The organism is Rhodococcus sp. NPDC057014 (assembly GCF_042673295.1).
Lineage (GTDB): Bacteria > Actinomycetota > Actinomycetes > Mycobacteriales > Mycobacteriaceae > Rhodococcus_F.
The window spans coordinates 1-23,057 of sequence record NZ_JBHUSF010000131.1 but is presented as its reverse complement, the minus strand read 5'-3'; the positions used below and the strand labels follow the sequence as shown (position 1 = coordinate 23,057).

Below are 23,057 nucleotides of genomic sequence, written 5' to 3'. Positions count from 1 at the left end.
AGTCGGCTCCGTCTCCGATCTCGCCGAGAAGGCGTTCCAGGCGCAACCGGTTGATGGCGGCCAGCTCGGTCCGCAGGATCCTGCGCTCCGTCGCGGCGTCGTTGCCGAGACGCGCGTGCAGCACGTCGAGCAGTTCCTGCGCCGACCGACCGGACGCGCACACCAGGTAGACGTGCCCGAACTTCTGCTCGTACTCCTCGTTGCCCGACCGCAGGCGCGCGCGGACGTCGTCGTCGGCGGACGCGACCGCCGACTGTTCGCGCGCCGACGACGGGTTGTCCGCGCGGTCGCCGATCCGCGGATGACCGGCCAGCGCCGCGTCGACCTCGGACTCGGTCAGGTCGGCCAGCACGTCGTCGGCGGCGGTGTGCAGCGCGTCGGCGGACGGGAACGGCCGCCCGGCGGCCACCCGCTGCGCCCACACCGTCGACGCGCAGCACTGCACCAGCAGGTCGACGGCCCTCGCGTCGCTCAGTGCGTTGAACGCGATCAGGCCGGGCGGTTCGGTCATGACGGCTCCTCGCTCGTGCGCCTTTTCGGTACCTCTGGCTACCACTATGGCGCACAGGGCGCAGCCATTCGGGGTCAGCGGCCGAAGCCCTCGAGCAGTCCGGTGTACTTCTTGGGCAGGGGAGCTGCGAACTCGCCGCGCGCGCCGGTCCGCAGACCGAGCGTCACGAGGGACTGCACCATGAGGGTCGCGGCTGCCACGCCGTCGACCACCGGCACGCCGAGTTCCGCCGAGATGACGGCGCACAGGTCCGCCATGCCCGCGCAGCCCAGCACGATCGCGTCCGAACCGTCCCGGTCGAGGGCGACGCGGCAGGCCTCGGTGATCACCTTCACCGCGTCCGGGTCGCGGTCGAGGTCGAGGACCGCGATCTCGCACGCGTGCACCCCGAGGCAGAAGCGTTGCATGCCATACCGTTCGGCGAGTTCCCACGCCCGTCCCCGGGTGCGTCCGAGTGTCGTGACGACACTGAACCCGCGGCCGAGGAAGCTCGCGGTGTGCATGGCCGCCTCGGCGATGCCGAGCACGGGGCCGGAGGCCAGTTCCCGCGCCGCGTCGAGACCCGGGTCGCCGAAGCAGGCGATCACGTACCCGTCCACGCCGGCCTCCTCGCCGCGCGCGATCTCCTCGAGAAGCCCGGGGACACTGAGTGCTTCGTCGTAATGACTCTCGATCGAGGCGGGGCCCATCCGCGGGCTCACCGCCTCGACGAGCGTCCCGGGCCCGGCGACGGAGCGGGCGCAGTCGCCGATCTTGTCGGTCATCGCCCGGGTGGTGTTGGGATTGACGATCTTGATGTGCACGTTCCTCGACCTACACCTCGGCCGGGGCCGTGCGGTGCGCACGACGCGCGCCGGTGGACAGCGCGAAATAGCAGAGGAATCCGATGCCCATGCCCAGGAACCACGAGTACTGGGCGGCGCCGGCCATGCCCCACACGTCGAGGCCGAACGGCTGGGCCTTGAGGATCACGGGAACCATCGCGACGATCGCGCCGACGACGGTGGAGATGATCGCGGCCGGGTTGTAACCCTTCTTGTACCAGTATGTTCCGTCGTGCGACATGGTGAACATGTCGTCGAGGACGATCCGCTGCCTGCGCACCAGGTAGTAGTCCGCGATGAGGATTCCGAACAGCGGCCCGATGAAGGCGCCGAGTGTCTCGAGCGTGTAGTGGATCACCTCCGGGTTGTTGTACAGGTTCCACGGGGTGATCAGGACCGATCCGACGGCGGCGATCATTCCGCCCGTGCGCCAGCTGATGCGCTGCGGGCTGACGTGCGAGAAGTCGAAGGCCGGGGACACGAAGTTGGCGACGATGTTGATGCCGATGGTGGCGACGATGAAGGTGAGCAGGCCGAGGACGACGGCGAACAGGTTGTCCATCTGCGCGACCGTCTCGACCGGATCGGTGATCAGGCGGCCGTACACGGGCAGCGTCGCCGACGCGGTGACGACGGTGAGGATCGAGAAGAACAGGAAGTTCACCGGGAGTCCGAGGAAGTTGCCGCGCTTGACCGCGGCGAACGTCTTTCCGTACCGGGAGAAGTCGCCGAAGTTGAGCATCGGGCCCGAGAAGTACGACACGACAAGGGCGATCGCGCCCAGCACCACGGGAACGGCCGACCAGCCGGTGTAGTTCACCTCGCCGAGGTTCAGGCTGATGTTCGACCAGCCGGCCTCGCTGATCAGATAGATGGCGAGCATCAACATCACGACGTAGACGGCGGGGCCGCAGAAGTCGATGAACTTGCGGATGCTTTCCATGCCGCGCCAGAAGACCAGCGCCTGCAGCACCCACATCGTCATGAAGCCGGCCCAGCCGAGCGCCGACAGTCCGAGGAATCCGTGCTCGTGCACGTCCGCCCAGGGCGCCAGGCCCGGCCAGATCTTCAGACCGAGGATCACGAACGCGTGTGACGCCAGGTAGGTCTGGATTCCGTACCAGGCCACCGCGATGAGTCCGCGGATGACGGCCGGGACGTTCGCCCCCAGGACGCCGAAGGCGCTGCGGCACATGACCGGATAGGGGACACCGGTGACCTGGCTGGGCTTGGCCACCAGGTTCGCGAACACGTTGACGATCGCGATGCCGACCACCAGGGCGACGAGGACCTGCCAGCTGGTCAGCCCGAGCGCGAACAGGCTGCCCGCGGTGACGTACCCGCCGACGCTGTGCACGTCGGACATCCAGAACGCGAAGATGTTGTACGACGACCACGACTGGGTCTTCAGCGGCGCGAGGTCGTCGTTGGTCAGTCGAGGGTGGTAGCCGGGTTTGATCAGCCCGGCGCCGGCCAGGTGTGCACCGGGGACGGTTTCCCCTTCGGAGGAGGAGGGCGCTGTCTGAGTCATCGTTTTGCTCCCTGGTGCAGTCCGGAGACGACTGCTTCGACGTGAGGGTGCCTCGGTGAAAAGCACACCACCGAAGCGCTGGGAGCAAAAGTAGTTTTCGGATATTTCCTGACTGTGACGGCGAAGATATATTCTCGCGGGCGCCCGGTCGGGCCGAGAATATATCTTGCCGCCCGGCCTACCCGGGCGTGTCCCGGAAGATTCCGGTGTCCGTGGGCAGGGCCGCGATCACCGTGTCGAGTTGTTCGTTGTGCCGATCGGTGGCCGCCTTCAGCGCGGCGGCGTCCCGGGCGAGGAACGCCGCGAGCATGTCGCGGTGTCCGAGGTGCAGCCGCAGCCGCTCCGGGGTGTCGACCTGCGACATCGGCTGCACCGGCTCGGTGATGTTCCACGCCGCCTCGAACATGTGCAGCAGCCGCTGCATCCGGCACGGCGACGCCAGGGCGAGGTGGAAGTTGCGGCTCTCCCGGTGGTACGCGGTCAGGTCGTCCTCGAGAACCGAGCGGTCGAGCGCCGCGTACGTCTCCCGGGCCCTCGTGTCGTCGGCCTCGTCGGCCAGGGTGATGGCCACCGAGTGCGCCGCCGACTCGAGGACGCCCCGCACCAGGTAGAGCTCCTCGAGTTCGTCGACGGTCAGCCGGGCGACGGTGTATCCGGCGTTGGCCCGGTGATCGACGAGACCCTCACCGATCAGCGTCTTCAGCGACTCCCGGATCGGGATGCGGCTGACACCGAAGTGCTCGGCCACCTCGTCCACCGGAATCGGGGTGCCCGGCGGGGCGCCGCCGCTGAGGATCACCCGGCGCAGTTCCTCCAGGATCACGGTCTGCGAGCTGCCGGGATCCCGGTTGGCCAGGTTCGCGACCAGCACAGACGGTCTTCGTGGGGGCATCGGGCCGTCCTCAGGCCGGGTGGACGGTGCGCCAGTGGCGGGCGATGTCGATGCGGCGGGCGACCCACACGTCGTCGTGGGACTGCACGTGGTCGAGGAAACGCTCCAGCGCCGCGGTGCGGGCGGGCCTGCCGACGATGCGGCAGTGCAGACCCACGGACAGCATCTTCGGCGCCCCGGCCGTGCCCTCCGCGTACAGGACGTCGAAGGCGTCCCGCAGGTGCGCGAAGAACTGTTCGCCGCTCGGGAAACCGCCGGGCGAGGCGAACCGCATGTCGTTGGTGTCGAGGGTGTACGGCACCACCAGATGGTCGACGAGGCCCTTCCCGGGGGCGTCGACCTTCACCCAGTACGGCAGGTCGTCGGCGTACGAGTCGGAGTCGTACTCGAAGCCGCCGTGCTCGACCACCAGCTTCCGGGTGAGCGGGGAGTCGCGGCCGGTGTACCAGCCCAGCGGCGCCTCACCGGTGAGGTCCCGCAGGATCTCCACGGCCTCCGCCAGGTCCCTGCGTTCGGCGTCCTCGTCGGACAGCTGGTACGACTTCCACCACAGGCCGTGGCAGGCGATCTCGTGGCCGAGTTCGCGAAACGCGCTGACGGCCTCCGGGTTCCGCTGCATGGCCTTGGCCACCGCGAAGATCGTGAGCGGCAGTCCGCGCCGTTCGAACGCCCGCAGCACCCGCCACAACCCGGCGCGGGAACCGTACTCGTAGATCGATTCCATGCTCATGTGCCGGTTCGGGAACGGTTGCGCACCGACCATCTCGGACAGGAACGTCTCCGACGCGTCGTCGCCGTGGAGGACGTTGTTCTCGGCGCCCTCCTCGTAGTTGAGGACGAACTGGACAGCGATCTTCGCGCCGCCCGGCCACTGCGGATCGGGCGGGTGCGGCCCGTATCCGACCAGGTCACGGGGATAGCTGTCATCGAAACCGTGAGTCATGCCGTCAACCCTGCCCGACCCGCGTCGGTCAGGGAACCCCACAACCGCAACCGCGCCATGCCGCCGTCCGGGAAGATGTCGAGCCGGGCCTCCGTGACGGGCCGGTCGCTGTCGATGACGAAGCGGTGCCTCGTGTCGGGCTGCAGGCGCGTCCGCGGGAGCAGTTCCGTCCACTCGCCGTCGCCGTCCCGGCCGAGGAGGCTCGCCTCACCGGGGGCATTGCCGAGGAAGTAGGACGTGTCGAGTTCGGCCAGCGACACCGTGCCCTGGGCGGCGAGCCGGATCTCGACCCAGTCGTTACCGTCGTCGCGGCGGCGGGACGTCTCCCAGCCGTCGCCCATCACCCGGGCGAGACCGGGGAGCAGCATGTTCTGCGGCGACCCGTAGAACATGTTGGAACAGGACGTGACTCGGGCGCCGTTCTCGAGGGCCGCGAGATCGACGGGGCCTGCGTCGAGGAAACGGGGGTCGGGACGGCCCTCGCCGTGCACCCGGAGCCGGGCGACGCCGCCGTCCGGGTGCATCGTGAGCTTCACGTGCGTCCACCGTGCGCCGGAGTCGACCGCGAACGGATTCTCGGTGTCACCCTGAACGGGGCTGCGCTCGACGATCGTGGTCCAGTCGGCGGCGACCAGTTCGTCGGAGGACGGGTAGCCGTCGACGGACGCGGCCTGCACGGAGATCTCCGGCGGGTAGTTGCCCTTGAACCAGGCGGTGTCGACCACGACGCCGCGCACCACACCGGGAACCCCGAGCCGGACGATCGCCTCGTCCGTGCCCGCCACCCGGCGCCGGCGGGTCTCCCAGCCGTCGTACACCTGACCCTTGTGCCCGAACGTCGCCGGCTGGTACTCGGCGGCCGTCGGGCGGATGAGGTTCTCCCGCTCGGCGAACAGCTCGTCGTTGGCCCACACGACGGCGCCGCCGAGTGTGCGTACGGCCAGGTCCGGCAGACTCCGGAAGCTGGGCGGGGTCAAGGCGTTCGGGGTCACGGGTGCTGGTACCTCCTGATCGGGCGTGGGGCCAGTGTAGGACCTCGGAGGCGGTGGTGCGGGTGGTCCTCGCGGGCGGGGAGGCGGTCAGATCTCCGGGACCACCGCTCGGGTGAGGAGGTCGCGGAGCGTGTCCACCGTGCATCCGGGGGCCTGCACGCGGACCACGTCCTCGTCGAACGCTCCGCACGCCAGCCCCCGCAGCACCACCGTCGCGAGGGCCTGCGCGGTGGCCGGTTCGTCCATCACCCCGCCGCCCTGGCGGTCGAGGTAGGCCTGCAGGCGGGTGGCCGCGCCGGGCAGGGCGTCGCGGTAGAAGTCGAACGTCGCGAGCCAGCGGGTGATCAGATGCCCGGGATGCATGTCCCATCCCTGGTAGTACCCGCGTTCGAGCGAACGGGTGACGAGCCGGTAGTGCCGGGCCAGCGCGGCGCGGATCTCCTCGTCGCCGCCCTGCGGGACCACCTGGGTGGATCCGTCGCACACCCACACCCCGGTCTGGGCCGCCGCCACCAGCATCACGGACTTGGCGTGGTCGGCCACCGGGTGCTCGAGCGACTGGAACCGGGAGGCGATTCCGCAGGCCGCGCTGTAGTCGTAAGTGCCGTAGTGCAATCCGGTGCAGCGACCTTCCGCGAGCTGGATCGCCTTCGCGACGGTCACGGTGCCGTCCGGACCGAGGACGGCCTGCGGGCTCTCGATCTGCAACTCGAAGCGCAGCGACCCGTCGGGGAGCCCGTACGCGCTCTCCAGTTCCTCGCACAACGCGACGACGGCGGTGACCTGCTGGGCTGCACGCAGTTTCGGCACGGTGAACACGAAGCCGTCGGGAACCCCACCCGCGCCTTCGAGGACGAGTTCGAGCGTGCGGATGCCGCGGCGGCGCTCGTGCGGCGCCAGGCCCTTCGCGCGGATCCCCAGCGACCGCGGTCCGGACAGGTCGGACGACAGCTGTCGCAGTGTGCGACCCGTCTCCAGTGCGGCCGCGTCCTCGACGTCGTCGCTCCGCCAGCCGTAGCCGTCCTCGAAGTCGATCCGCAGATCCTGGATCGGGCTGCGCTCGAGCGTCGCACGCACGTCGGGAAGTGCACCGGTCGTGCCGATTTCGGACAGTGCCTCCGTGTACCTGTCCAGCAGTTCGACAGCCTGCTCACCCCACACCCTCGGAGTGTCCGGGCCGGCGTCCGCCGCGCTCACGTAGACGGTGTGGATGGGCTGCGGTTGCTGCCGGTCACCCGGAAACGCCGCCGCGAGGTCGTCGTCGACGGGCGCGAGGAGTGCGTCGACGCGATCGAAACCGCTGTCGGGGAGACGGCTGAGGTACTGGGGGTTCACGTCACGATCTTCCCAGAAATGCGGGATTCTCGTCGCCTGGTCTGCCGCGTTCGGGCCGTCGCGTCGCACAGTCTCCCTGCTCACATCTGCTTGTCGCCCGAGACTCCCCGTTCGTAATGTCTCCTTCCGTGAATGTAGAGGTTCTGCTGGACGACGCGCAGCGCTCGGCCGCGGCAGTCCTGGACGAGACCGCCGACGGCCTGGCGCAGGGGAGACCCGGGGTTCGCGGCGTGTACCTGTGGGGGCCCGTCGGACGGGGCAAGACGTGGCTGATGGACCGCTTCCACGCGGCTTCCGACGTCCCGAGAAGGCGCGTGCACTTTCACTCGTTCTTCCGCAGCCTCCACGCCGACGCGCACGCGCTGGGGTCCATCGACCTCGCGATCGACGCGACGCTCGGCGACGTCCGGCTGCTGTGCTTCGACGAATTCCACCTCCACGACGTCGGGGACGCGATGCTGGTGGCGCGGCTGCTGAAGGCGCTGTTCGCCCGCGGCATCACGCTGGTCGTGACGTCGAACTATCCGCCCGAAGGACTGCTGCCCAACCCGCTGTTCCACCACCTGTTCGCGCCGACGATCACCGTGCTGGAGCAGAATCTGACCGTCGTGCGGGTGGCCGGACCCGTCGACTATCGCACGGCGGTCACGTCGGAGAACGGATTCGCCGCCGGCCGCTTCGTCAATGCGTCCGAAGTGGAGGTTCCGGCCCCGTCCGAGCGAGTTGCACTGACCGTCGGCACGCGGACCGTGACGGCAGCGGCGGTACGCGACCGGACGGTCTGGTTCGAGTTCGCGGCGCTGTGCGGCACCCCGACCGCGCCCGCCGACTACCTCGACCTGTCCGAGCAGTACCGCTGCTGGGTGATCACCGGTGTGCCCCGGTTGCGGGACGCAGGCACGGACACCGTGCGACGGTTCGCGAACGTCGTCGACGTGCTGTACGACCGCGGCACCGCGTTGACCGTCGTGGCGGACGCGCCGTGGGAGGGCATGTTCAGCGGACTCACGGGGACCCTCGACGCGGACCGCCTGGCGAGCCGGTTGTCGACGCTGCGCCGGTGACCGCCGAGGCAGACCCGTACGTGGATCTGCCTCGGCACATCGATCACACGTACCGGCTGTACGCGGGCAGGTCCAGCTGGCCGTTGCCGGACAATCCGATGACCACGACCTCCGGTTCGGTGACCGTGCGGGCATGCGCGATGGCCGCGGCCACACCGTGCGTGGATTCCGGCGCGGGGATGATGCCTTCGGCGCGGGCGAACAGCAGGCCCGCGGTGAGTGCGTCGTCCTGTTCGATCGCGGTCGCCTCCATCAGTCCGAGGGCGACGGCGTGCGAGACCATCGGCGACATGCCGTGGTACCGCAGGCCGCCGGCATGGATCGCAGGCGGAACGAAGTCGTTGCCCAGCGTGTACATCTTCAACAGCGGCGTCAGACCGGCGACGTCGCCGAAGTCGTAGCGGTACTCGCCCTGCGTCAGCGACGGGCAGGCCGCCGGCTCACACGCGACGAGGCGGGTGGTGGTGCCCTCGCGCAAGTTGCGGCCGAGGAACGGGAACGTCAGGCCGGCAAGGTTGGAACCGCCGCCGGCGCAACCGAATACCGTGTGCGCGACCGGCTCGCCGGCCTCCTCCAGCTGGGCCATGGCCTCCTGGCCGATCACGGTCTGGTGGAGCATGACGTGGTTGAGGACACTGCCCAGTGAGTAGTGCGCGCGCGGGTCCTGGGCGGCAACCTCGACGGCCTCGCTGATCGCCATGCCCAGCGACCCCGTCGTGTCGGGGTGCTCGGCGAGAATCGCCCGGCCCGCCTCGGTGAGGTCGGACGGCGACGGATGACAGATGCCGCCGTACGCCTCCATCTGGAGTCGGCGGTAGGGCTTCGCGTCGTAGGACGCGCGAACCTGCCACACCTCGACGTCGAGACCGAGCAGCGCACCGGCGAACGACAACGACGCGCCCCACTGGCCGGCGCCGGTCTCGGTGGTGAGCTTGGTGGTGCCCTCGAGGGCGTTGTAGTAGGCCTGCGCGACAGCCGTATTCGGCTTGTGCGAGCCGACCGGGCTCACACCCTCGTACTTGTAGTAGATCCGCGCCGGGGTGCCGAGCGCCCGCTCGAGCCGATGCGCCCGCACCAGCGGCGACGGACGCCACATGCCGTAGATCTCCCGAACCGTCTCGGGGATCTCGATGTAGCGGTCGGTCGCGACCTCCTGCTCGATCAGGCTCGCCGGAAACAGCGGCGCCAGGTCCTCCGGCCCCAGCGGCTCGCGAGTGCCCGGATGCAGATGCGGCGGAACGGGTTCCGGAAGATCCGCCGCCAGGTTGTACCAGTGTGTGGGAACGGCCGAGGGGACCGCAACCCCCAGAGGTTCCAATGAACGAGCCAGTTCTGCTCCGGTTACCGGGGACATGGTCGAGTAACTCTCCTTCGTCGATGGATGCGCCGCAGAACATGCTGCGCTGTCCGCCGTCGTGAACGAGTGATTTTCGCGGTCTCCGCGTGTCACGATGGAGGGGCAACTCGGGAGTGAGGATGCCGGACCGTCGGGTGATGAGCAGGGTCGTCCACACGGTTGCCCTGCTGGCGGCCGTCGTGACGGTCACGCTTGTGGTCAGGGCGGTCCCCGCATCCGACACCCCCGCCACAACGGCGGAGCCGGGTGCGGGGGCGACGCGCGCGTTGGTCGTCCTGTCCGCGATCGCGGTCGTCGTCGCGGCCGTGGCACTCGCGTCGGCCGTGCGCGGCGGACGGCCACGGGTCGCCCCCGACCCGCCGGCGGTCGGGCCGACCGGGAACACCGGGTCCTCGGTCTCGCGCCGGCACGTGGTCGGGTGGGCGGTGTTCGCCTCCCTTCTCGTGGCTGTGGCGTTCCTCCTCGGATCCGTCCGTGGCGACGAACCCCCGGGCCGTCAGCGCTCGACGACGACCCAGACCGCCGACGAGGGGGCCGACCGCACCGACCGGGTGGTTCCCACCGAGACGGTCCTGCCGCCCGACACGGTCGCCGAGACCCGTGAGGATCTCGCGGAATTGTGGACCGCGGCAGCCATTGTCGGACCGATTCTGGTGACGGTGCTGATCCTCGGTGCCGTGGCGCGGCGTCCCCTCAGGTCCCGGGTCGGCGCCTGGACCGCGGCGAGTTCCCCCGACGCTCCGGCAGGCGCGCAGTCGCTGGCCCGGGCCGCGGAGGAAGGTCTCGCCGTGGTCGTGGCCACCGGTCTGCCGCCGCGCGAGGCCATCATCGCCAGTTACGCCGCGATGGAGGACGCGTTGCGGACGGCGCCGGGCGCCGAGCCGCGGGATTCGGACACACCGTCCGAAGTACTGGCTCGCGCAGTGCAACTCGGAGCGCTGCGTTTCGAGGCGGCGGCGCCGCTGGTGCGGCTGTTCTCGGAGGCGAGGTTCAGCCTGCATCCGATGGGCGAACTGCACCGCGACGAGGCCGCGGACCTGCTCCGGCGCGTGCTCGCCGACCTGGGGAGCGACGCGTGCTTGCCGTCGCGGTAATCGGGGTCGGAGCGGTACTGGCCGTGGAGGTCCCGCTGGTGGCCGCGGGCCGGTACGGCGCCGCCGTGCTGATCGCGGGAGCGGTGACGGCGCTGGTGCTGTTCGAGATTCGGCGACGGATGGCACCCGCAGACGTCGACGGCGAAGCGTTGGGTCTGGAAGCGGAACGAGCCGAGGCAACGGCCCGCTGGATGGCACGGACAGAATCGTTGATCAGCTGGGCGGACGGTACACGCGGCGACTGGGATCACCATTTGCGTCCGTTGCTGGCGCGCGAATTCCAGCAGTCCACCGGACAGCGGCAGGGACTCGACCCCGCCGACACCGCCGCCGCGGGTGAAGTGTTCTTCGGCGACCTGTGGCGGTGGGTCGATCCCGACGGCGTTCAGCGCATCGACAGGACGGAGCCCGGTCCGGGCCGGGACGTCCTCGACCGGATCCTGCAACGACTGGAGCAGTTGTGACGATGCCCGCCCAGGTCACCACCGCGCGCGCCCACGCCGTGCTGGCGGAGGTCGAACGGGCGGTGGTCGGCAAGCACGACGAACTCACGTCGATTCTGCTCGCCGTGCTCGCGGGCGGGCACGTGCTCATCGAGGATCTGCCCGGGCTCGGAAAGACGTTGGTGGCCCGCTCTTTCGCCGCCGCGCTCGGGCTCGACTTCACACGCGTCCAGTTCACCCCCGACCTACTGCCCGCCGACCTGCTCGGCGCCACCATCTACGACATGCCGTCGGGACGGTTCGAGTTTCGTCCGGGCCCGATCTTCACCAACCTGCTGCTGGCCGACGAGATTAACCGCACCCCGCCCAAGACCCAGGCCGCGCTGCTCGAGGCCATGGCCGAGGGGCAGGTCAGCGTCGACGGCACCACCCGGATCCTGCCGCGTCCCTTCGTCGTGCTCGCCACCGACAACCCCATCGAATACGAGGGCACCTACCCGCTGCCCGAGGCGCAGCTGGACCGGTTCACGCTCCGCCTGAGACTGGGGTACCTCACCGAGACCGACGAGCACGAGATGCTGCGCCGCCGGCTGGACAGGGGATCCGCCGCCGTCGTCGTCGAGCAGGTGGTCGATGCCGCCGACCTCCTGGCGATGCGGGAGTCGCTCGAACAGGTCAGTGTTCATCACGACGTCCTCGGGTACGTCGTCGCACTCGCGAACGCCACCCGGCACCACCCGCAGGTCGAGGTCGGGGCCAGTCCCCGCGCGGAACTCGACCTCGTCCAACTGGCGCGGGCACGCGCCCTCCTCGCCGGCCGCGACTTCGTCATTCCCGAAGACATCAAGGCGCTGGCCGTTCCCGCCGTCGCGCATCGCATCAGCCTGCGACCGGAGATGTGGGTGCGCCGTATCCGCAGCGACGACGTCCTCGCGGAACTGTTGCGCCGCCTCCCCGCGCCGAGGGCACGATGACGCCGAGAGCGCGATGACGGCGAGAGCACGATGACCGAGCAGCCGCTGACGTGGCGGGCGTCGCCGGCGGCCCTCGCCCTGGCGACCTGCGCGGCCGTGGCATTGACCGTGGGTGTCGTGGGGCGGTGGTGGGAACTGATGGTGTTCGCCGCCCCGATGCTGGGCGCGCTCGGTGCGCTGACGTGGTTGCCGCGACCGGCCACCGGTGTGCGGGTCGACAGTTCGGGCGGCACGCTGCGGTGCTTCGAATCCGAATCCGTGCGGTTCTCGGTGGACGTGACGACGTGCGGCGGCGCGGCGGAGCTGGCGGTGACACCGGCGCCGTCCGACAGCTACCGGGTCGAGCAGACCGGTGACGGCGAGTACCTGGTGTCGGCGGACCGGTGGGGTCGATACGAACCCGCAGTGATCGTCACGGCACGGGCGGGCGGCGGCCTGCTGACCGCGACGGCGCGGGTGCCCGCCGCGGAACTGCGGATCTTTCCGCTCGCACCGCCGATGCCGACGCCACTCCCGCGCGCCCCGCTTCCGGACCGCATCGGCGCGCACCGCACCCGCCGATTCGGTTCGGGAGTCGAATTCGGCGACATCCGGCCGCACGCCCCGGGAGATCCGCTGCGCAGCGTCAACTGGCCCGTCAGTGCCCGTCGCGGCAGGCTGCACGTGACCGAACGGATCATGGACCGCGCCGCGGACGTCGTCGCCGTACTCGACACCACCCCGCAGGCGCCCGGACCGGCGTCGGAGAGTCTGCACCGCACCGTCCGCGGGGCGACTCAGGTGGTGCAGACGGCCCTGCAGCGCGGCGATCGGGCCGGGGTCGTCGCCCACGGTCTCCGGCTGCGGTGGCTCGGCGCCGACATCGGGCGCAGGCAGTTCTACCGGATCCTCGACACCGTCCTCGACTCCGAGGAGGGCGCGGCTGAAGGCACGCTGGTCCCGCGGGTCGCGTTGCCGCCGCGGGCGGTGGTCATCGCGTTCTCCACCATGCTGGACACCGGGTTCGCGCTGTCGCTGCTGGAGTTGCGGCGGCGCGGTCACGTCGTCGTGGCCGTCGACGTCCTCCGCGGCCCGCCGTTCGAGCACGAACTCGATCCGATGACCGGCCGGATGTGGCGGCTCGAGCGGCGGAACATGTACCGGAACATGGGTGTCCTCGGGATCCCGGTGGTGGCGTGGGAGGACGATTCCGCACTGGATCTGGCGCTGGCTCTCGCGGACCGGGCCCGCAGGCCGTCGGGAGCGCACCGATGAGATGGGTTGCGGTGCTCGCGGTACAGGGGGCGCTTATCGCGCTCGTCCTGGGGGACGCGTCCGCACCCGCGGCGGCCGCTGCCGGGGTCGCGGCGACGGCACTGCTGCTCGTCGCCTACGTCGGTCCCGCCCGAGGAATCCCGATGCTCCTGCTGGGAGCGGTCGCCGCCGGCGCCGTGGCCGTGCTGGCGGCGGCACTGCCGGATGTGCCCGCGTGGGCGGCCCTGCTCGGACCGGTCGCGGTGGTGGTGCTGTTCGTCGTCGCGGTGTGGCCGTACGTCGGCGACCGTCAGAACCGGCGGATGCTGTAGATGTGGAACTGCGACAGCGGCGCCAGACCCACCGGAACGCCGCGCCCGTACGCGTTGAAGACCTGACCGAAGCCCGCGTAGATGCCGATGTGCGACGCGTCGTCGTTGAGCACCACGATGTCGCCGGGAGCCAGCGCCCACAGCGGAATGGGGGCGCCGACCTCGGCCTGCTCCCAGGTGGTGCGCGGCAGGTTCACCCCGGCCTGCCGGAATGCCCATTGCACCAGACCCGAGCAGTCCCACGCGTCCGGACCCGTCCCACCCCACAGATAGGGCTTGCCCGTCTGGGTGGTCGCGGCCGCGAGCGCGGCCAGCCCCGTCGGAGTGGGGATGGGCGTCGGAAGGACGGAAGAACCCATCGAACTGCCGCCGGTGCTGCCGCTGTCGGAACTGCCCGCCACCGGTGCGGCATTCGCGGGAAAAGCGACGAGAGCGGTGGCACAGAACGCGAGAGCACCGGCAACGGCGGCACGGCGCACGGGACGGAGAGGTCTGCGCTGGGACACGAGGTCCCCCCTTTGTTCGCTACTGCTCGTGGAGAGCCGTGGAACCGCCCCGACCATCGGTTGACACGTCTCGATGAGGTCACGGACAGCGTACAAAGTGTTGCCCCGCCGTGCCCGGCAATTGCGAACATCCGCCCGAACTGGGCGAATTCGGTCAAATTTCGGTAACTGTCACCGACCTGACGTGGCATCGATCGGGAGACCTCGGAGCTGTCTGCGATCAGCGGCGGCGCGATGCACGGCACCGGTGTGGAGGTAGTCGAACAACTGCCGCAGCCCGAAGGTCCACGCGGGCAAGGTTTCGGTGGCACCGACCTCGTTGACGAGCGTTCCGAGGTGACGACTTCGGATGGTGACGACATCACCGGGATGGTGCGTGAACCCGTGGCCCGGCACGTCGCGGTCTACGGTGGGAGCGAACAGCGTTCCGGTATAGAGGGCGATACCGTCGGGGTACTGGTGGTGATCGCCCATCGTCGCCGCGATGAGATCTTCGAAGGTACGGCTGATCCTTTCGACGTTGTTCGTTCCCTCCAACACGAAGCCGTCCGGACCGTCGACCCGGAGCCGGATCTCCTCCTTCCGGACGGTCTCGAGGGTGAAGTGCTCGTCGAACAGCCGCAGGAACGGTCCGAGGGCGCTCGAGGCGTTGTTGTCCTTCGCTTTCCCGAGCAGTAGAGCGCTGCGGCCTTCGACGTCGCGCAGGTTGACATCGTTGCCGAGCGTGGCTCCGACGATGTGGCCCGCCGAGTTCACGACCAGCACCAGTTCGGGCTCGGGGTTGTTCCACGACGAGAATGCCGGGACGCCGATCTTCGAGCCCCAGCCCACCGACGACAGCACCGGGGCCTTCGTGAATACCTCGGGGTCGGGACCGATGCCCACCTCGAGGTACTGCGACCACAGGCCCTCGTCGAGCAGGATGCGTTTGGCCGCGGCGGCTTCGGGCGATCCCGGCCGTAGTGCGGCGATGCTACCGCCGATCGCCTGCCCGATGGACGCCCGGATCTGCGCTGCCCGGTTCGGATCTCCCGCCGCACGTTCCTCGATGATGCGCTCGATCATGCTGTCGACGAACGTGACGCCGCATGCCTTGACGACCTGCAGGTCGATCGGAGCGAGAAGGCGGGAGCGGCTCGGATCCTGGACGGCCGACGCATCGAGGAGGTCGTCGAGCCGCCAGCGCGGCGTCGTCGTGGCTGCGTCGATGTCGGCGACGACGCTGGACGACTCGAGCAGATCCGAGACGGTCCCGGCGGCGGCGGCGAGATCGAAGACGTCGCCGCCACGGATCGCGACCACCCGGGGGCCTCCCGTCTCGACGTCCCACACCCTCCCGACCAGACGCGCACGGTCGGCGTCGTCGGGCAAGATTTGGTCGACCGTCATCATTCCGATTCCTTCCGATCCGGGTGTCGCCACCGACCGTCGACCCGCTGTGCCACGCCCCACGGGTTCGTGTCCTGCACCGGTTCGGGTAACTGTGCGGCGGGAAAGGACTGATACGCGACGGGGCGGACGAATCGCCGGATCGAGGCGGTGCCCACCGAGGTGGTTGTCGAGGTGGTCGCCGGATACGGACCGCCGTGGTGCTGGGCGTAACTGACGGTCACTCCGGTCGGCCAGCCGTTCCACAGCACCCGGCCACTGATGTCGGCGAGAATGGCGGCCAGTTCGGTCACGTCGTCGTCGGTGTCGGCCTGCAGCGTGGTGGTGAGCTGCCCGTCGAGAAGTCGTGCAAGACCTGTCAACTCGGCTTCGTCGTCGTACTCGACGACGAAGCTCGCCGGACCGAACATTTCCTGCCGCAACAGTTCCGGGTTCGTCCGGACGTGCGTCGCGGTGGTACGGAGCACTGTCGGGGTCGGCTCCGCCTGATCGGTTCCGGCGATGACCGCGGTGACACCAGGATTGCTTCGGACAGCGGTCACCGCCTTGCGGTATCCGGTGTGCAGGCGTTCGTTGAGTAGTGCGGTGGGCTCGAATCCGTCGAGAGCATCGGCCAGTGTCCGCGCGAGGTCATCGGTGTCTCCTGCCGGGACGAACAGCAGTCCGGGTTTGGTGCAGAACTGTCCCATACCGAGTGTGAAGGACTGCGCAAAACCGGCGAGGATGGCGTCGCGGCGGCGCTTCCATGCGGATCCGGTGACGAAAACCGCGTTGATGCCACCGAGTTCGCCGTAGAAGGGAATCGGTTCGGGACGCGCCGCCGCGCGGTCGAACAACGCACGACCACCAGTAGTGGATCCGGTGAAACCTATTGCCTTGACCAGACGATGATCGACCAGTGCCTCCGCGGCGGGCCGCCCGGTCACGAGCGCGAAGAGACCGGTGGGGGCACCGGCGGCCTCCAGTGCGGCGACCACGACAGCCGCGGTGCGTGCGGCGAGATCGGGGTGTCCGTCGTGGGCTTTGTGGACGACGGCACATCCGGCGGCGAGCGCCGACGCGCTGTCGCCGCCCATCACACTGAAGGCGAAGGGGAAGTTCGACGCCCCGAAGACACCGACGACACCCAACGGCACGTTGACACGCCGGATGTCGGGACGCGGCCCCATCCCCCAGGTTTCGTCCGCGTGGTCGATGGTGGCGTCGAGATGTTCACCCCGGCGGATCTCGTCGGCGAACAGCCGGAGCTGGAAGGTGGTGCGCCGCAGTTCCCCGTGCAGTCGGGCAATTGCGAGATGGGTCTCACGGGCGGCGATCTCGACCAGAGCGGCCGCGTCGCTTTCCAGGCCGTCCGCGACGGCTTCGAGCCAGCCGGCGCGGGTGTCGGGCGTGACCGTGCGGGCCTTCTCGAAGGCGGCGTGCGCCGTCTCCACCGCCCGATTCAGGTCTTCGGGGGACGTGGTCACGATGCGACCTCCACCCCGGCGGAGGTGGTGGCTGCGCGGCCGTTCACCTCGCGCCAGCCGGCCCCGTCGGGGAAGACCCAACGATCCCGCGACCCGGCGAGCATCTCGGCGCCGATGCCGGGCAGTGTCGGGGCGGCGTAGCGTCCTCCGACGATCCGGACGGGTTCGACGAAGTGCTCGTGCAGGTGGTCGACGTACTCGATCATGCGGCCCTCCTGCGACCCGCTGACGGCGGCGTAGTCGAAGAACGAAAAGTGTTGGACGAGTTCGCACAGCCCGACCCCACCCGCGTGCGGGCACACCGGGACGCCGAAGCGTGCGGCGAGCAGGATCGTGGCGATGTTCTCGTTCACTCCCGCAACCCGGGTCGAATCCAGTTGGAGCACGTCGATCGCCTGCGCCTGCAGCAACTGTTTGAACACGATCCGGTTGGCGACGGCCTCACCGGTGGCGACGCGGGTCGGCGCGACGCCCTTGCGGATGTCGGCGTGCCCGAGGATGTCGTCGGTGCTGGTCGGTTCCTCGATCCAGTACGGGTCGAACTGCGCGAGCCGGTTGACCCGGTCGATGGCCTCGGGGACCTCCCAGCGCTGGTTGGCGTCGATAGCGATGGGCAGGTCGCCGACCGCGTCCCGGGCGAGAGCGAGGCGGCGCAGATCGTCCTCCATGCTGCCGCCGACCTTGAGTTTGATCATGGCGAAGCCGTCGGCGGCGGCCTCCTTGCTGAGCCGGACAAGTTTGTCGTCGCTGTAGCCCAGCCATCCCGGTGATGTCGTGTAGGCGGGATATCCGTCTGATTGCAGGGCGGCGATGCGGTCGGCCTTGCCGGAACCGGCGCGCTGCAGGAGGTCGAGGGCCCCCGCCGGGTCGAGTGCGTTGCGGATGTGGGTGAAGTCGACGACGTCGACGATCTCTTCCGGTGTCATCGTGCTGAGCAGGAGCCACAGCGGCTTGCCCTCACGCCTCGCGCGAATGTCCCACAGCGCGTTGATCAGTGCGCCGCATGCCATCTGGCTCACCCCCTTTTCCGGACCCAGCCACCGCAGCTGCGAGTCGTGGACCAGCCGTCGGGACGCACCACCGAGGTCGAAGATCAATTCCTCGACGTTCCGGCCGACGAGCAACTGTGCGTAGGCGTCGATAGCGTGCGTGATGACGTCGTTGCCGCGGCCGCAGGTGAAGACGAAGCCGTGGCCTTCCTCGCCGGCGTCCGTCCGGATCGTGACGTAGGCGGCGGAGTAGTCGGGGTCGACGTTGACTGCATCCGAGCCGTCGAGTTCCAACGAGGTCGGGAACCGGACGTCGGCGGTGGTGATGGAAGCAATGTGAGACATGGCGCTCTCTTCCGAGAATCGTATAGGAATAGCCGTAATCATATAGGTGCTGTGATGGGCGTCAACCCCGATTTGGAATCCGGGCCGCGTCACCGACCGCGTGCACTGCGCCTGATCGACCGAGACCCGACGCCGGGCGTATAGAGTCGTCATGCCCGTGACCTGCCACGTCGCTGTGGCAGCCCGAGGAATGAAATGAGGTAGTCATGCCCCGGCGAGAGGTGTCCGACGCTCCGAAGTCCGCGCCGAAAGCGGCAGCGGGCGAGGTCTATTCGTCGCTACGCGACTCCATCGTGGCCAGCGAGATACCGCCGGGCACCCGGATGAACATCGACGCCATCGCGCGTGAGCTCGGGGTGTCGCAGACACCGGTCCGGGAGGCGCTGCAACGACTGGAGGGCGACAACCTGGTCGTCTACAGCCCCGGTCGCGGATACAGCACCACCCCTCTGCTCGGTCTGCCGGAATTGCGCTCTCTGTTCGAGTTCCGCCTGCTCGTCGAACCGTGGGCTGCACGGTCGGCGGCAGTGGACCGCCTTACGAATCCGAGCGCCGGCCTGGATCGGGAGCTGGAGGTCTTCGAACGGCGGATCGACGAGGGCGGCGACCTGCGGCAGGACCTCGTCGCGCACGACACCCGCTTTCACGACACCATCCTCGGCGCGGCCGGTAACCGCGTGGTCCAGCAGGCGTTTCAGCAAACGCACTGCCACCTGCACATTTTCCGGCTCTACCCTGCCGATGTCGACGGAACCGTCACCGTCACCGAGCATCGCCGCGTGTGGGACGCGATCCGCGCCTGCACGCCGGAGGCGGCCGAGCAGGCCATGGCCGACCACATTCGGAACTCTTTCACCCGATTCGCGCAGGCCTTCGACGGCACCCTCCCGGCGCTCGACCCCGACGCGGCGCGGCCGTCCTCGGCGATGCGCGTCGTCCGCTAGGCGCGCCCTCGACACCTTCGCGGGCGATCCCGGCCGTCGGCCGACTCGAAAACAGTGCCCGTCCCGCCCGCACCCTTGACAGTGACGGCGATCACCTGATTCCATGCTCCCTATACGATCAAGTTGGTTCCTATACGATCCGGCTCGTCGATCGACACCTCCACCCGGCTCGGCACCCGCATCCGAGAGACACAATGGTCAGGTCAGGGAGACCCCACATGAGTACTGCAGTAGGACGTGCAACCGACGTGAGAGCACCGCGCACCATGACGCGCACGCGTTGGGCGATCATCTGGCTCGCCTTCGTCGGGCTGAGCATCAACTACCTCGACCGGTCGAGCCTGAGCGTCGCCCTGCCGTTCATGGGCGAGGACTTCCATCTCACCGGCACCCAGCAGGGCCTGATCTTCGCGGCCTTCTTCTGGGCCTACGACGTGTGCCAACTCGCCGCCGGATGGTACGTCGACAAGGTGGGACCACGGCGATCGTTCACCATCGCCGCCCTGTGGTGGTCGGTGTGCACGATGGCGACCTCGCTCGCCCGCGGGTTCGGCTCGCTGTTCGCGGTCCGCTTCCTCCTCGGTGTCGGTGAGAGCCCGGCCCCGAGCACGTCCGCGAAGGTCGTCGCCACGTGGTTCCCGAGGAGCGAGCGGGCTTTCGCGACGAGCATCTGGGACTCGGGATCCCGTGTCGGCGCCGTGATCGCGCTGCCGATCGTTGCGCTCATCATCTCGTTCACCACCTGGCACGGCGTATTCGTCATCATCGGCGCGCTGGGCGTGGTGTGGGCATTCGCCTGGTGGAAGTTCTACCGCAGCCCGCAGGAGCACCCGCGCGTCGACGCAGCCGAACTCGCGCACATCGAAGACGGCGGAGCCCGCAGCGCCGAGAACGACGACGCCGCGGCCGCGAAGTTGCCGTGGCGGGCGCTGTTCCGGTACCGCACCATCCTGAGCATGATGTTCGGCTTCTTCTGCCTGAACAGCGCGATCTACTTCTTCATCACCTTCTTCCCCAGCTACCTCGTCAGCGAACGCGGCTTCGACCTGCTTAAGCTCGGCATGTTCGGCGCCCTGCCCGGAGTGTGCGCCGTCGCGTGCGGCTGGATCGGCGGCCTGCTCGCCGACCGCGCAGTCCGCCGGGGACACTCGATCACCGTTGTCCGCAAGACCCAGATTGCCGGAGGCCTGGCCGGCGGCTCCGTCATCATGTTCGCGGCCGCCGTCCCCGAGGCCTGGATGGCACTCGCCCTCCTGTCGCTGGCCTACTCGAGCCTCACCATCGCCGCCACCGGCATCTGGTCCCTCCCGGCCGACGTCGCACCCAGCTCGAACCACGTCGGGTCGATCGGGGGAATCCAGAACTTCGCCTCCAACCTGGCCGGCATCTTCACCCCGGTCGTCATCGGAGTCCTCGTCGACCGCACCGGCTCCTACATGGCCCCACTCGCCGTGATCGGCGCGGTGGCCCTGCTCGGTGCGGCCAACTACCTGTTCGTCATGGGCAAGATCGAACCGCTGAAAGTCGCTGCACCCCAAGCTTCCCCGCATTGAGCGACCTGCTCACCGGAACGGATGGCCCCACCCTCTCAGCAGGTTGGGGCCATCCGATCGAGGGCGTGATCGTTCCGGCTGCGCGTGAACGCTGACTGTCATCCCTCGGCCACGGTCAGGACCACGTCGGTCAGGGCCGGGGCGTGATCGCGCTCGGGGACCGTCGCCGAGATGAGGAGTCTGCCCTGTTCCTTCCAGATCCGCGTGTGCAGTGTCTCGCCGGGGAACACGACGCCGGCGAACCGGACCCGGAATCCCGCGACCCGCGCTGCGTCGGAGTCGAGGACCGCGTCCACAGCCGCCTTGCACACCATTCCGTACGTGCACAGGCCGTGCAGGATGGGGGCGGGAAACCCTGCGGCGGAGGCGAACTTAGGGTCGGAATGCAGTGGGTTGCGGTCACCGCACATCCGGTACATCAGTGCCTGCTGCGGGAGGACGGGGGTGTCGACCTCGACGTCGGCGGGCCGGTCGGGCAACGTGACGGACCGGGACGGGCCGCGCTCACCGCCGAAACCGCCTTCGCCGCGGGCGAAGATGGACGACCGCCCGGTCCACAGGGGAGTGCCGTCGAGGTCGGTGGTCGCCGATTCCTGCACGATGACGGCGGCCTTGCCCTTGTCCCACACCTCGGCGATGCGGGTGGTGGTGCGGGCCTTGCCCTCCGGGGGAATCGGCCGGTGCACGGTCACTTCCTGGGTGCCGTGGACGACCTTGGCGAGGTCGATCTCGACTCCCGGGAACGACACGCTCGGCGCCTCGGTGGCGTGGAAATTCGCCGCGACCGTGGCAAACGTCGGAAGTACCTGCGGTGTCCCGTCGGTCAGGTAGCGCAACTCCTTCTCGTCGAGCGGGCGCGCTCCGGCGCCGAGAGCGAGGTGGTAGTGCTGGACGTCGGAACTGGTCCAGGAGAACTCCTGGGTGGGCAGTTCGGCCCCGATGGCGATGCTGGGATCAATGGGCATTGGTGGCGTCTCCGGTCAGTGACGTCGGCGAGTCGGACTGGGCGGACTTGTCGAGGATATCGAGAACCGCGAGGTAGCCGAACGTCATCGCCGGACCGATGGTCGCGCCGGGGCCGGCGTAGGTGTGGCCCATCACCGGTCCGCTGGCATTGCCCACCGCGTAGAGGTTCTCGATGGTGCTGCCGTCCTTCCGGAGCACGCGGGCGCTGCGGTCGGTGCGCAGCCCACCCTTGGTGCCGAGATCGCCCGGAACCATCTTGACGGCGAAGAACGGCGCCTTCTCGAGCGCGCCGAGGCTCGGGTTCGGCTTGTTGCGGGGATCCCCGTAGTAATGGTCGTATCCGCTCTCGCCGCGGCCGAAGTCCTCGTCCTTGCCGTTGCGGGCGAAAGTGTTGAAACGCGAGACCGTTTCGGTGAGTGCGTCGACGGGAACGCCGATCTTCCCGGCCAGTTCGGCGACGGTGCCGGCCTTGACGATGACACCGGCCTTCAGCCAGCGACCGGGGAACGGGGACCGCGGGGTGACGCCGGCGAACGCGTACCGGTCGCGGTACCGCTGGTCGAGGACGAGCCAGCACGGGACGTTCTCACCCGGTCCGTCGCCCTGGCCGTACGTCCCGCCGTACATCGCGTGCGTCGCCTCGACGTACGGCGCCGATTCGTTGACGAAGCGCTTGCCGGATTCGTTGATCATGATGCAGCCGGGCAGGCTCCGCTCGGACAGCGCGAACCACGGCCCGCCGGTGAGCGGGATGGACGGCCCCCACCACGCGTCCTCCATCAGATCGAGCGCGGCACCGAGCTTTTCGCCCGCCCAGATGCCGTCGCCGGTGTTGGCCTTCGCGCCGACGGTCCATTCGGTGCCGATCGGCGCCCGCTGGTACTTCTTGCGGGCCTCGTCGTTGTGCTCGAATCCGCCCGACGCGATCACCACGCCGCGGCGCGCCCGGAACACCTGCGGCTGTCCGTCGACCGTGGCGTTGACGCCCTTGACCACGCCGTCTTCCACGTACAGGTCGGTGAGCGGGGTGTCGAGCAGGATCGGGACGCCGGCGGCCTTCAGCCCGGCCTGCAATCCGGCGACGAGGGCCTGACCGCGGACGAGCAGGCGCTTGCCGGTGAGCTTGGCGCCGAGGAACCGGAGCCCGACCCGGGCGGCCCGCAGCGGACCGCGCGGGTTGCGCATCAGCAGGTTCAGCCAGCGGTAATCCGCCTGGGTGATCACGAAGTTCGACGGGGCCTTGACGTAATCGGGTTCGAGCTTCGCGAGGTCGGCGCCGAGTTTCCGGCCGTCGAACGGGGTCGGCTCGACGGACCGTCCGCCGAGCCGACCGCCCGGGGCCGCCGGGGAGGAGTAGGAGGATTCGGGCACCCA

General features: G+C 69.1%; 22 protein-coding genes. 8 read left to right on the top strand and 14 right to left on the bottom strand.

The features are described 5' to 3' along the window. The 7 genes from uraD to ACFTZB_RS23920 all read right to left on the bottom strand — a co-directional run. A partial coding sequence (gene uraD, locus ACFTZB_RS23950; protein ID WP_378434678.1) for a 2-oxo-4-hydroxy-4-carboxy-5-ureidoimidazoline decarboxylase occupies window positions 1-511 on the bottom strand: 511 nt, incomplete at its 3' end. Between the two features lie 74 nt (window positions 512-585). Next, window positions 586-1,314, bottom strand: coding sequence for an aspartate/glutamate racemase family protein (locus ACFTZB_RS23945; RefSeq protein ID WP_378434676.1), 729 nt, complete (start codon window positions 1,312-1,314; stop codon window positions 586-588). A 10-nt stretch (window positions 1,315-1,324) separates the two neighbouring features. Continuing rightward, window positions 1,325-2,866, bottom strand: a complete 1,542-nt coding sequence (locus ACFTZB_RS23940; protein ID WP_378434673.1) for an NCS1 family nucleobase:cation symporter-1 — start codon at window positions 2,864-2,866, stop codon at window positions 1,325-1,327. A 178-nt stretch (window positions 2,867-3,044) separates the two neighbouring features. Continuing rightward, entirely contained in the window at window positions 3,045-3,758 is a 714-nt protein-coding gene (locus ACFTZB_RS23935) for a GntR family transcriptional regulator (protein WP_378434671.1), read from the bottom strand. A 10-nt stretch (window positions 3,759-3,768) separates the two neighbouring features. Continuing rightward, the gene (puuE, locus tag ACFTZB_RS23930) at window positions 3,769-4,701 is read right to left on the bottom strand and encodes an allantoinase PuuE (protein WP_378434669.1); all 933 of its coding nucleotides are present in this window, start codon (window positions 4,699-4,701) and stop codon (window positions 3,769-3,771) included. Further along, window positions 4,698-5,693 (bottom strand): allantoicase, encoded by a 996-nt coding sequence (alc, locus tag ACFTZB_RS23925; RefSeq protein WP_378434667.1) that lies wholly within the window; start codon window positions 5,691-5,693, stop codon window positions 4,698-4,700. Before alc ends, puuE begins: the two co-directional genes overlap by 4 nt. Before the next feature lie 87 nt (window positions 5,694-5,780). Further along, window positions 5,781-7,028, bottom strand: a complete 1,248-nt coding sequence (locus ACFTZB_RS23920) for a DUF6986 family protein (protein ID WP_378434665.1) — start codon at window positions 7,026-7,028, stop codon at window positions 5,781-5,783. Window positions 7,029-7,174: 146 nt separating this feature from the next. Here ACFTZB_RS23920 and zapE point away from each other — a divergent pair, with 146 nt between their 5' ends. Next, window positions 7,175-8,092, top strand: a complete 918-nt coding sequence (gene zapE / locus ACFTZB_RS23915) for a cell division protein ZapE (RefSeq protein WP_378434683.1) — start codon at window positions 7,175-7,177, stop codon at window positions 8,090-8,092. A 43-nt stretch (window positions 8,093-8,135) separates the two neighbouring features. On the opposite strand, the gene ACFTZB_RS23910 is transcribed toward zapE, so the two are convergent. Continuing rightward, on the bottom strand, window positions 8,136-9,446 hold the full coding sequence (locus ACFTZB_RS23910) for a TrpB-like pyridoxal phosphate-dependent enzyme (RefSeq protein ID WP_276137959.1): 1,311 nt from the start codon (window positions 9,444-9,446) through the stop codon (window positions 8,136-8,138). 122 nt (window positions 9,447-9,568) lie between these two features. Between ACFTZB_RS23910 and ACFTZB_RS23905 the strand changes: the two genes are divergently transcribed. Genes ACFTZB_RS23905 through ACFTZB_RS23885 form a run of 5 tightly spaced genes read left to right on the top strand, consistent with a single transcriptional unit; the run spans window position 9,569 to window position 13,525 of the window. Beyond that, window positions 9,569-10,543, top strand: coding sequence for a DUF4129 domain-containing protein (locus tag ACFTZB_RS23905; RefSeq protein WP_378434662.1), 975 nt, complete (start codon window positions 9,569-9,571; stop codon window positions 10,541-10,543). Beyond that, window positions 10,525-11,007: a hypothetical protein gene (locus tag ACFTZB_RS23900; RefSeq protein WP_378434660.1), complete on the top strand. Its 483-nt coding sequence runs from the start codon at window positions 10,525-10,527 to the stop codon at window positions 11,005-11,007. The genes ACFTZB_RS23905 and ACFTZB_RS23900 overlap by 19 nt, the downstream gene beginning before the upstream one ends. Continuing rightward, on the top strand, window positions 11,004-11,960 hold the full coding sequence (locus tag ACFTZB_RS23895; RefSeq protein ID WP_378434658.1) for an AAA family ATPase: 957 nt from the start codon (window positions 11,004-11,006) through the stop codon (window positions 11,958-11,960). The genes ACFTZB_RS23900 and ACFTZB_RS23895 overlap by 4 nt, the downstream gene beginning before the upstream one ends. Before the next feature lie 30 nt (window positions 11,961-11,990). Beyond that, the gene (locus tag ACFTZB_RS23890; protein WP_378434655.1) at window positions 11,991-13,214 is read left to right on the top strand and encodes a DUF58 domain-containing protein; all 1,224 of its coding nucleotides are present in this window, start codon (window positions 11,991-11,993) and stop codon (window positions 13,212-13,214) included. Further along, window positions 13,211-13,525: a hypothetical protein gene (locus tag ACFTZB_RS23885; RefSeq protein ID WP_378434653.1), complete on the top strand. Its 315-nt coding sequence runs from the start codon at window positions 13,211-13,213 to the stop codon at window positions 13,523-13,525. Before ACFTZB_RS23890 ends, ACFTZB_RS23885 begins: the two co-directional genes overlap by 4 nt. Here ACFTZB_RS23885 and ACFTZB_RS23880 read toward each other — a convergent pair. From ACFTZB_RS23880 to ACFTZB_RS23865, 4 genes are all read right to left on the bottom strand, one after another. Continuing rightward, the gene (locus ACFTZB_RS23880; RefSeq protein ID WP_378434680.1) at window positions 13,504-14,004 is read right to left on the bottom strand and encodes a C40 family peptidase; all 501 of its coding nucleotides are present in this window, start codon (window positions 14,002-14,004) and stop codon (window positions 13,504-13,506) included. The genes ACFTZB_RS23885 and ACFTZB_RS23880 overlap by 22 nt on opposite strands. Window positions 14,005-14,202: 198 nt before the next feature. After that, window positions 14,203-15,420 carry a fumarylacetoacetate hydrolase family protein gene (locus ACFTZB_RS23875; RefSeq protein WP_378434651.1) on the bottom strand — a complete coding sequence of 406 codons (1,218 nt, stop codon included), beginning with the start codon at window positions 15,418-15,420 and terminating at the stop codon, window positions 14,203-14,205. Continuing rightward, window positions 15,420-16,886, bottom strand: coding sequence for an aldehyde dehydrogenase (NADP(+)) (locus ACFTZB_RS23870; RefSeq protein WP_378434649.1), 1,467 nt, complete (start codon window positions 16,884-16,886; stop codon window positions 15,420-15,422). Before ACFTZB_RS23870 ends, ACFTZB_RS23875 begins: the two co-directional genes overlap by 1 nt. Next, complete coding sequence (locus ACFTZB_RS23865; RefSeq protein WP_378434647.1) at window positions 16,883-18,220, bottom strand: enolase C-terminal domain-like protein; 1,338 nt, start codon at window positions 18,218-18,220, stop codon at window positions 16,883-16,885. Before ACFTZB_RS23865 ends, ACFTZB_RS23870 begins: the two co-directional genes overlap by 4 nt. A 206-nt stretch (window positions 18,221-18,426) precedes the next feature. Between ACFTZB_RS23865 and ACFTZB_RS23860 the strand changes: the two genes are divergently transcribed. Next, window positions 18,427-19,164, top strand: a complete 738-nt coding sequence (locus ACFTZB_RS23860) for a GntR family transcriptional regulator (protein ID WP_378434645.1) — start codon at window positions 18,427-18,429, stop codon at window positions 19,162-19,164. A 218-nt stretch (window positions 19,165-19,382) separates the two neighbouring features. Next, window positions 19,383-20,717, top strand: a complete 1,335-nt coding sequence (locus ACFTZB_RS23855) for an MFS transporter (protein WP_378434643.1) — start codon at window positions 19,383-19,385, stop codon at window positions 20,715-20,717. Window positions 20,718-20,815: 98 nt separating this feature from the next. On the opposite strand, the gene ACFTZB_RS23850 is transcribed toward ACFTZB_RS23855, so the two are convergent. Together ACFTZB_RS23850 and ACFTZB_RS23845 are read right to left on the bottom strand one after the other, a co-directional pair. After that, the gene (locus ACFTZB_RS23850; RefSeq protein WP_378434641.1) at window positions 20,816-21,682 is read right to left on the bottom strand and encodes a MaoC/PaaZ C-terminal domain-containing protein; all 867 of its coding nucleotides are present in this window, start codon (window positions 21,680-21,682) and stop codon (window positions 20,816-20,818) included. Then, window positions 21,672-23,057 (bottom strand): FAD-binding protein (locus ACFTZB_RS23845; protein WP_378434639.1); only part of this gene is annotated, 1,386 nt, incomplete at its 5' end. The genes ACFTZB_RS23850 and ACFTZB_RS23845, both read right to left, overlap by 11 nt.

What these genes read in the sequence shown, in the direction of transcription:
- ACFTZB_RS23940 (WP_378434673.1), bottom strand. Translation starts at nt 2,866, where the DNA reads ATGACTCAGACAGCGCCCTCCTCCTCCGAAGGGGAAACCGTCCCCGGT.
- ACFTZB_RS23935 (WP_378434671.1), bottom strand. Translation starts at nt 3,758, where the DNA reads ATGCCCCCACGAAGACCGTCTGTGCTGGTCGCGAACCTGGCCAACCGG.
- ACFTZB_RS23875 (WP_378434651.1), bottom strand. Translation starts at nt 15,420, where the DNA reads ATGACGGTCGACCAAATCTTGCCCGACGACGCCGACCGTGCGCGTCTG.
- ACFTZB_RS23905 (WP_378434662.1), top strand. Translation starts at nt 9,569, where the DNA reads ATGCCGGACCGTCGGGTGATGAGCAGGGTCGTCCACACGGTTGCCCTG.
- ACFTZB_RS23860 (WP_378434645.1), top strand. Translation starts at nt 18,427, where the DNA reads ATGCCCCGGCGAGAGGTGTCCGACGCTCCGAAGTCCGCGCCGAAAGCG.
- puuE (WP_378434669.1), bottom strand. Translation starts at nt 4,701, where the DNA reads ATGACTCACGGTTTCGATGACAGCTATCCCCGTGACCTGGTCGGATAC.
- ACFTZB_RS23865 (WP_378434647.1), bottom strand. Translation starts at nt 18,220, where the DNA reads ATGTCTCACATTGCTTCCATCACCACCGCCGACGTCCGGTTCCCGACC.
- ACFTZB_RS23855 (WP_378434643.1), top strand. Translation starts at nt 19,383, where the DNA reads ATGAGTACTGCAGTAGGACGTGCAACCGACGTGAGAGCACCGCGCACC.
- ACFTZB_RS23885 (WP_378434653.1), top strand. Translation starts at nt 13,211, where the DNA reads ATGAGATGGGTTGCGGTGCTCGCGGTACAGGGGGCGCTTATCGCGCTC.
- ACFTZB_RS23910 (WP_276137959.1), bottom strand. Translation starts at nt 9,446, where the DNA reads ATGTCCCCGGTAACCGGAGCAGAACTGGCTCGTTCATTGGAACCTCTG.
- ACFTZB_RS23890 (WP_378434655.1), top strand. Translation starts at nt 11,991, where the DNA reads ATGACCGAGCAGCCGCTGACGTGGCGGGCGTCGCCGGCGGCCCTCGCC.
- ACFTZB_RS23850 (WP_378434641.1), bottom strand. Translation starts at nt 21,682, where the DNA reads ATGCCCATTGATCCCAGCATCGCCATCGGGGCCGAACTGCCCACCCAG.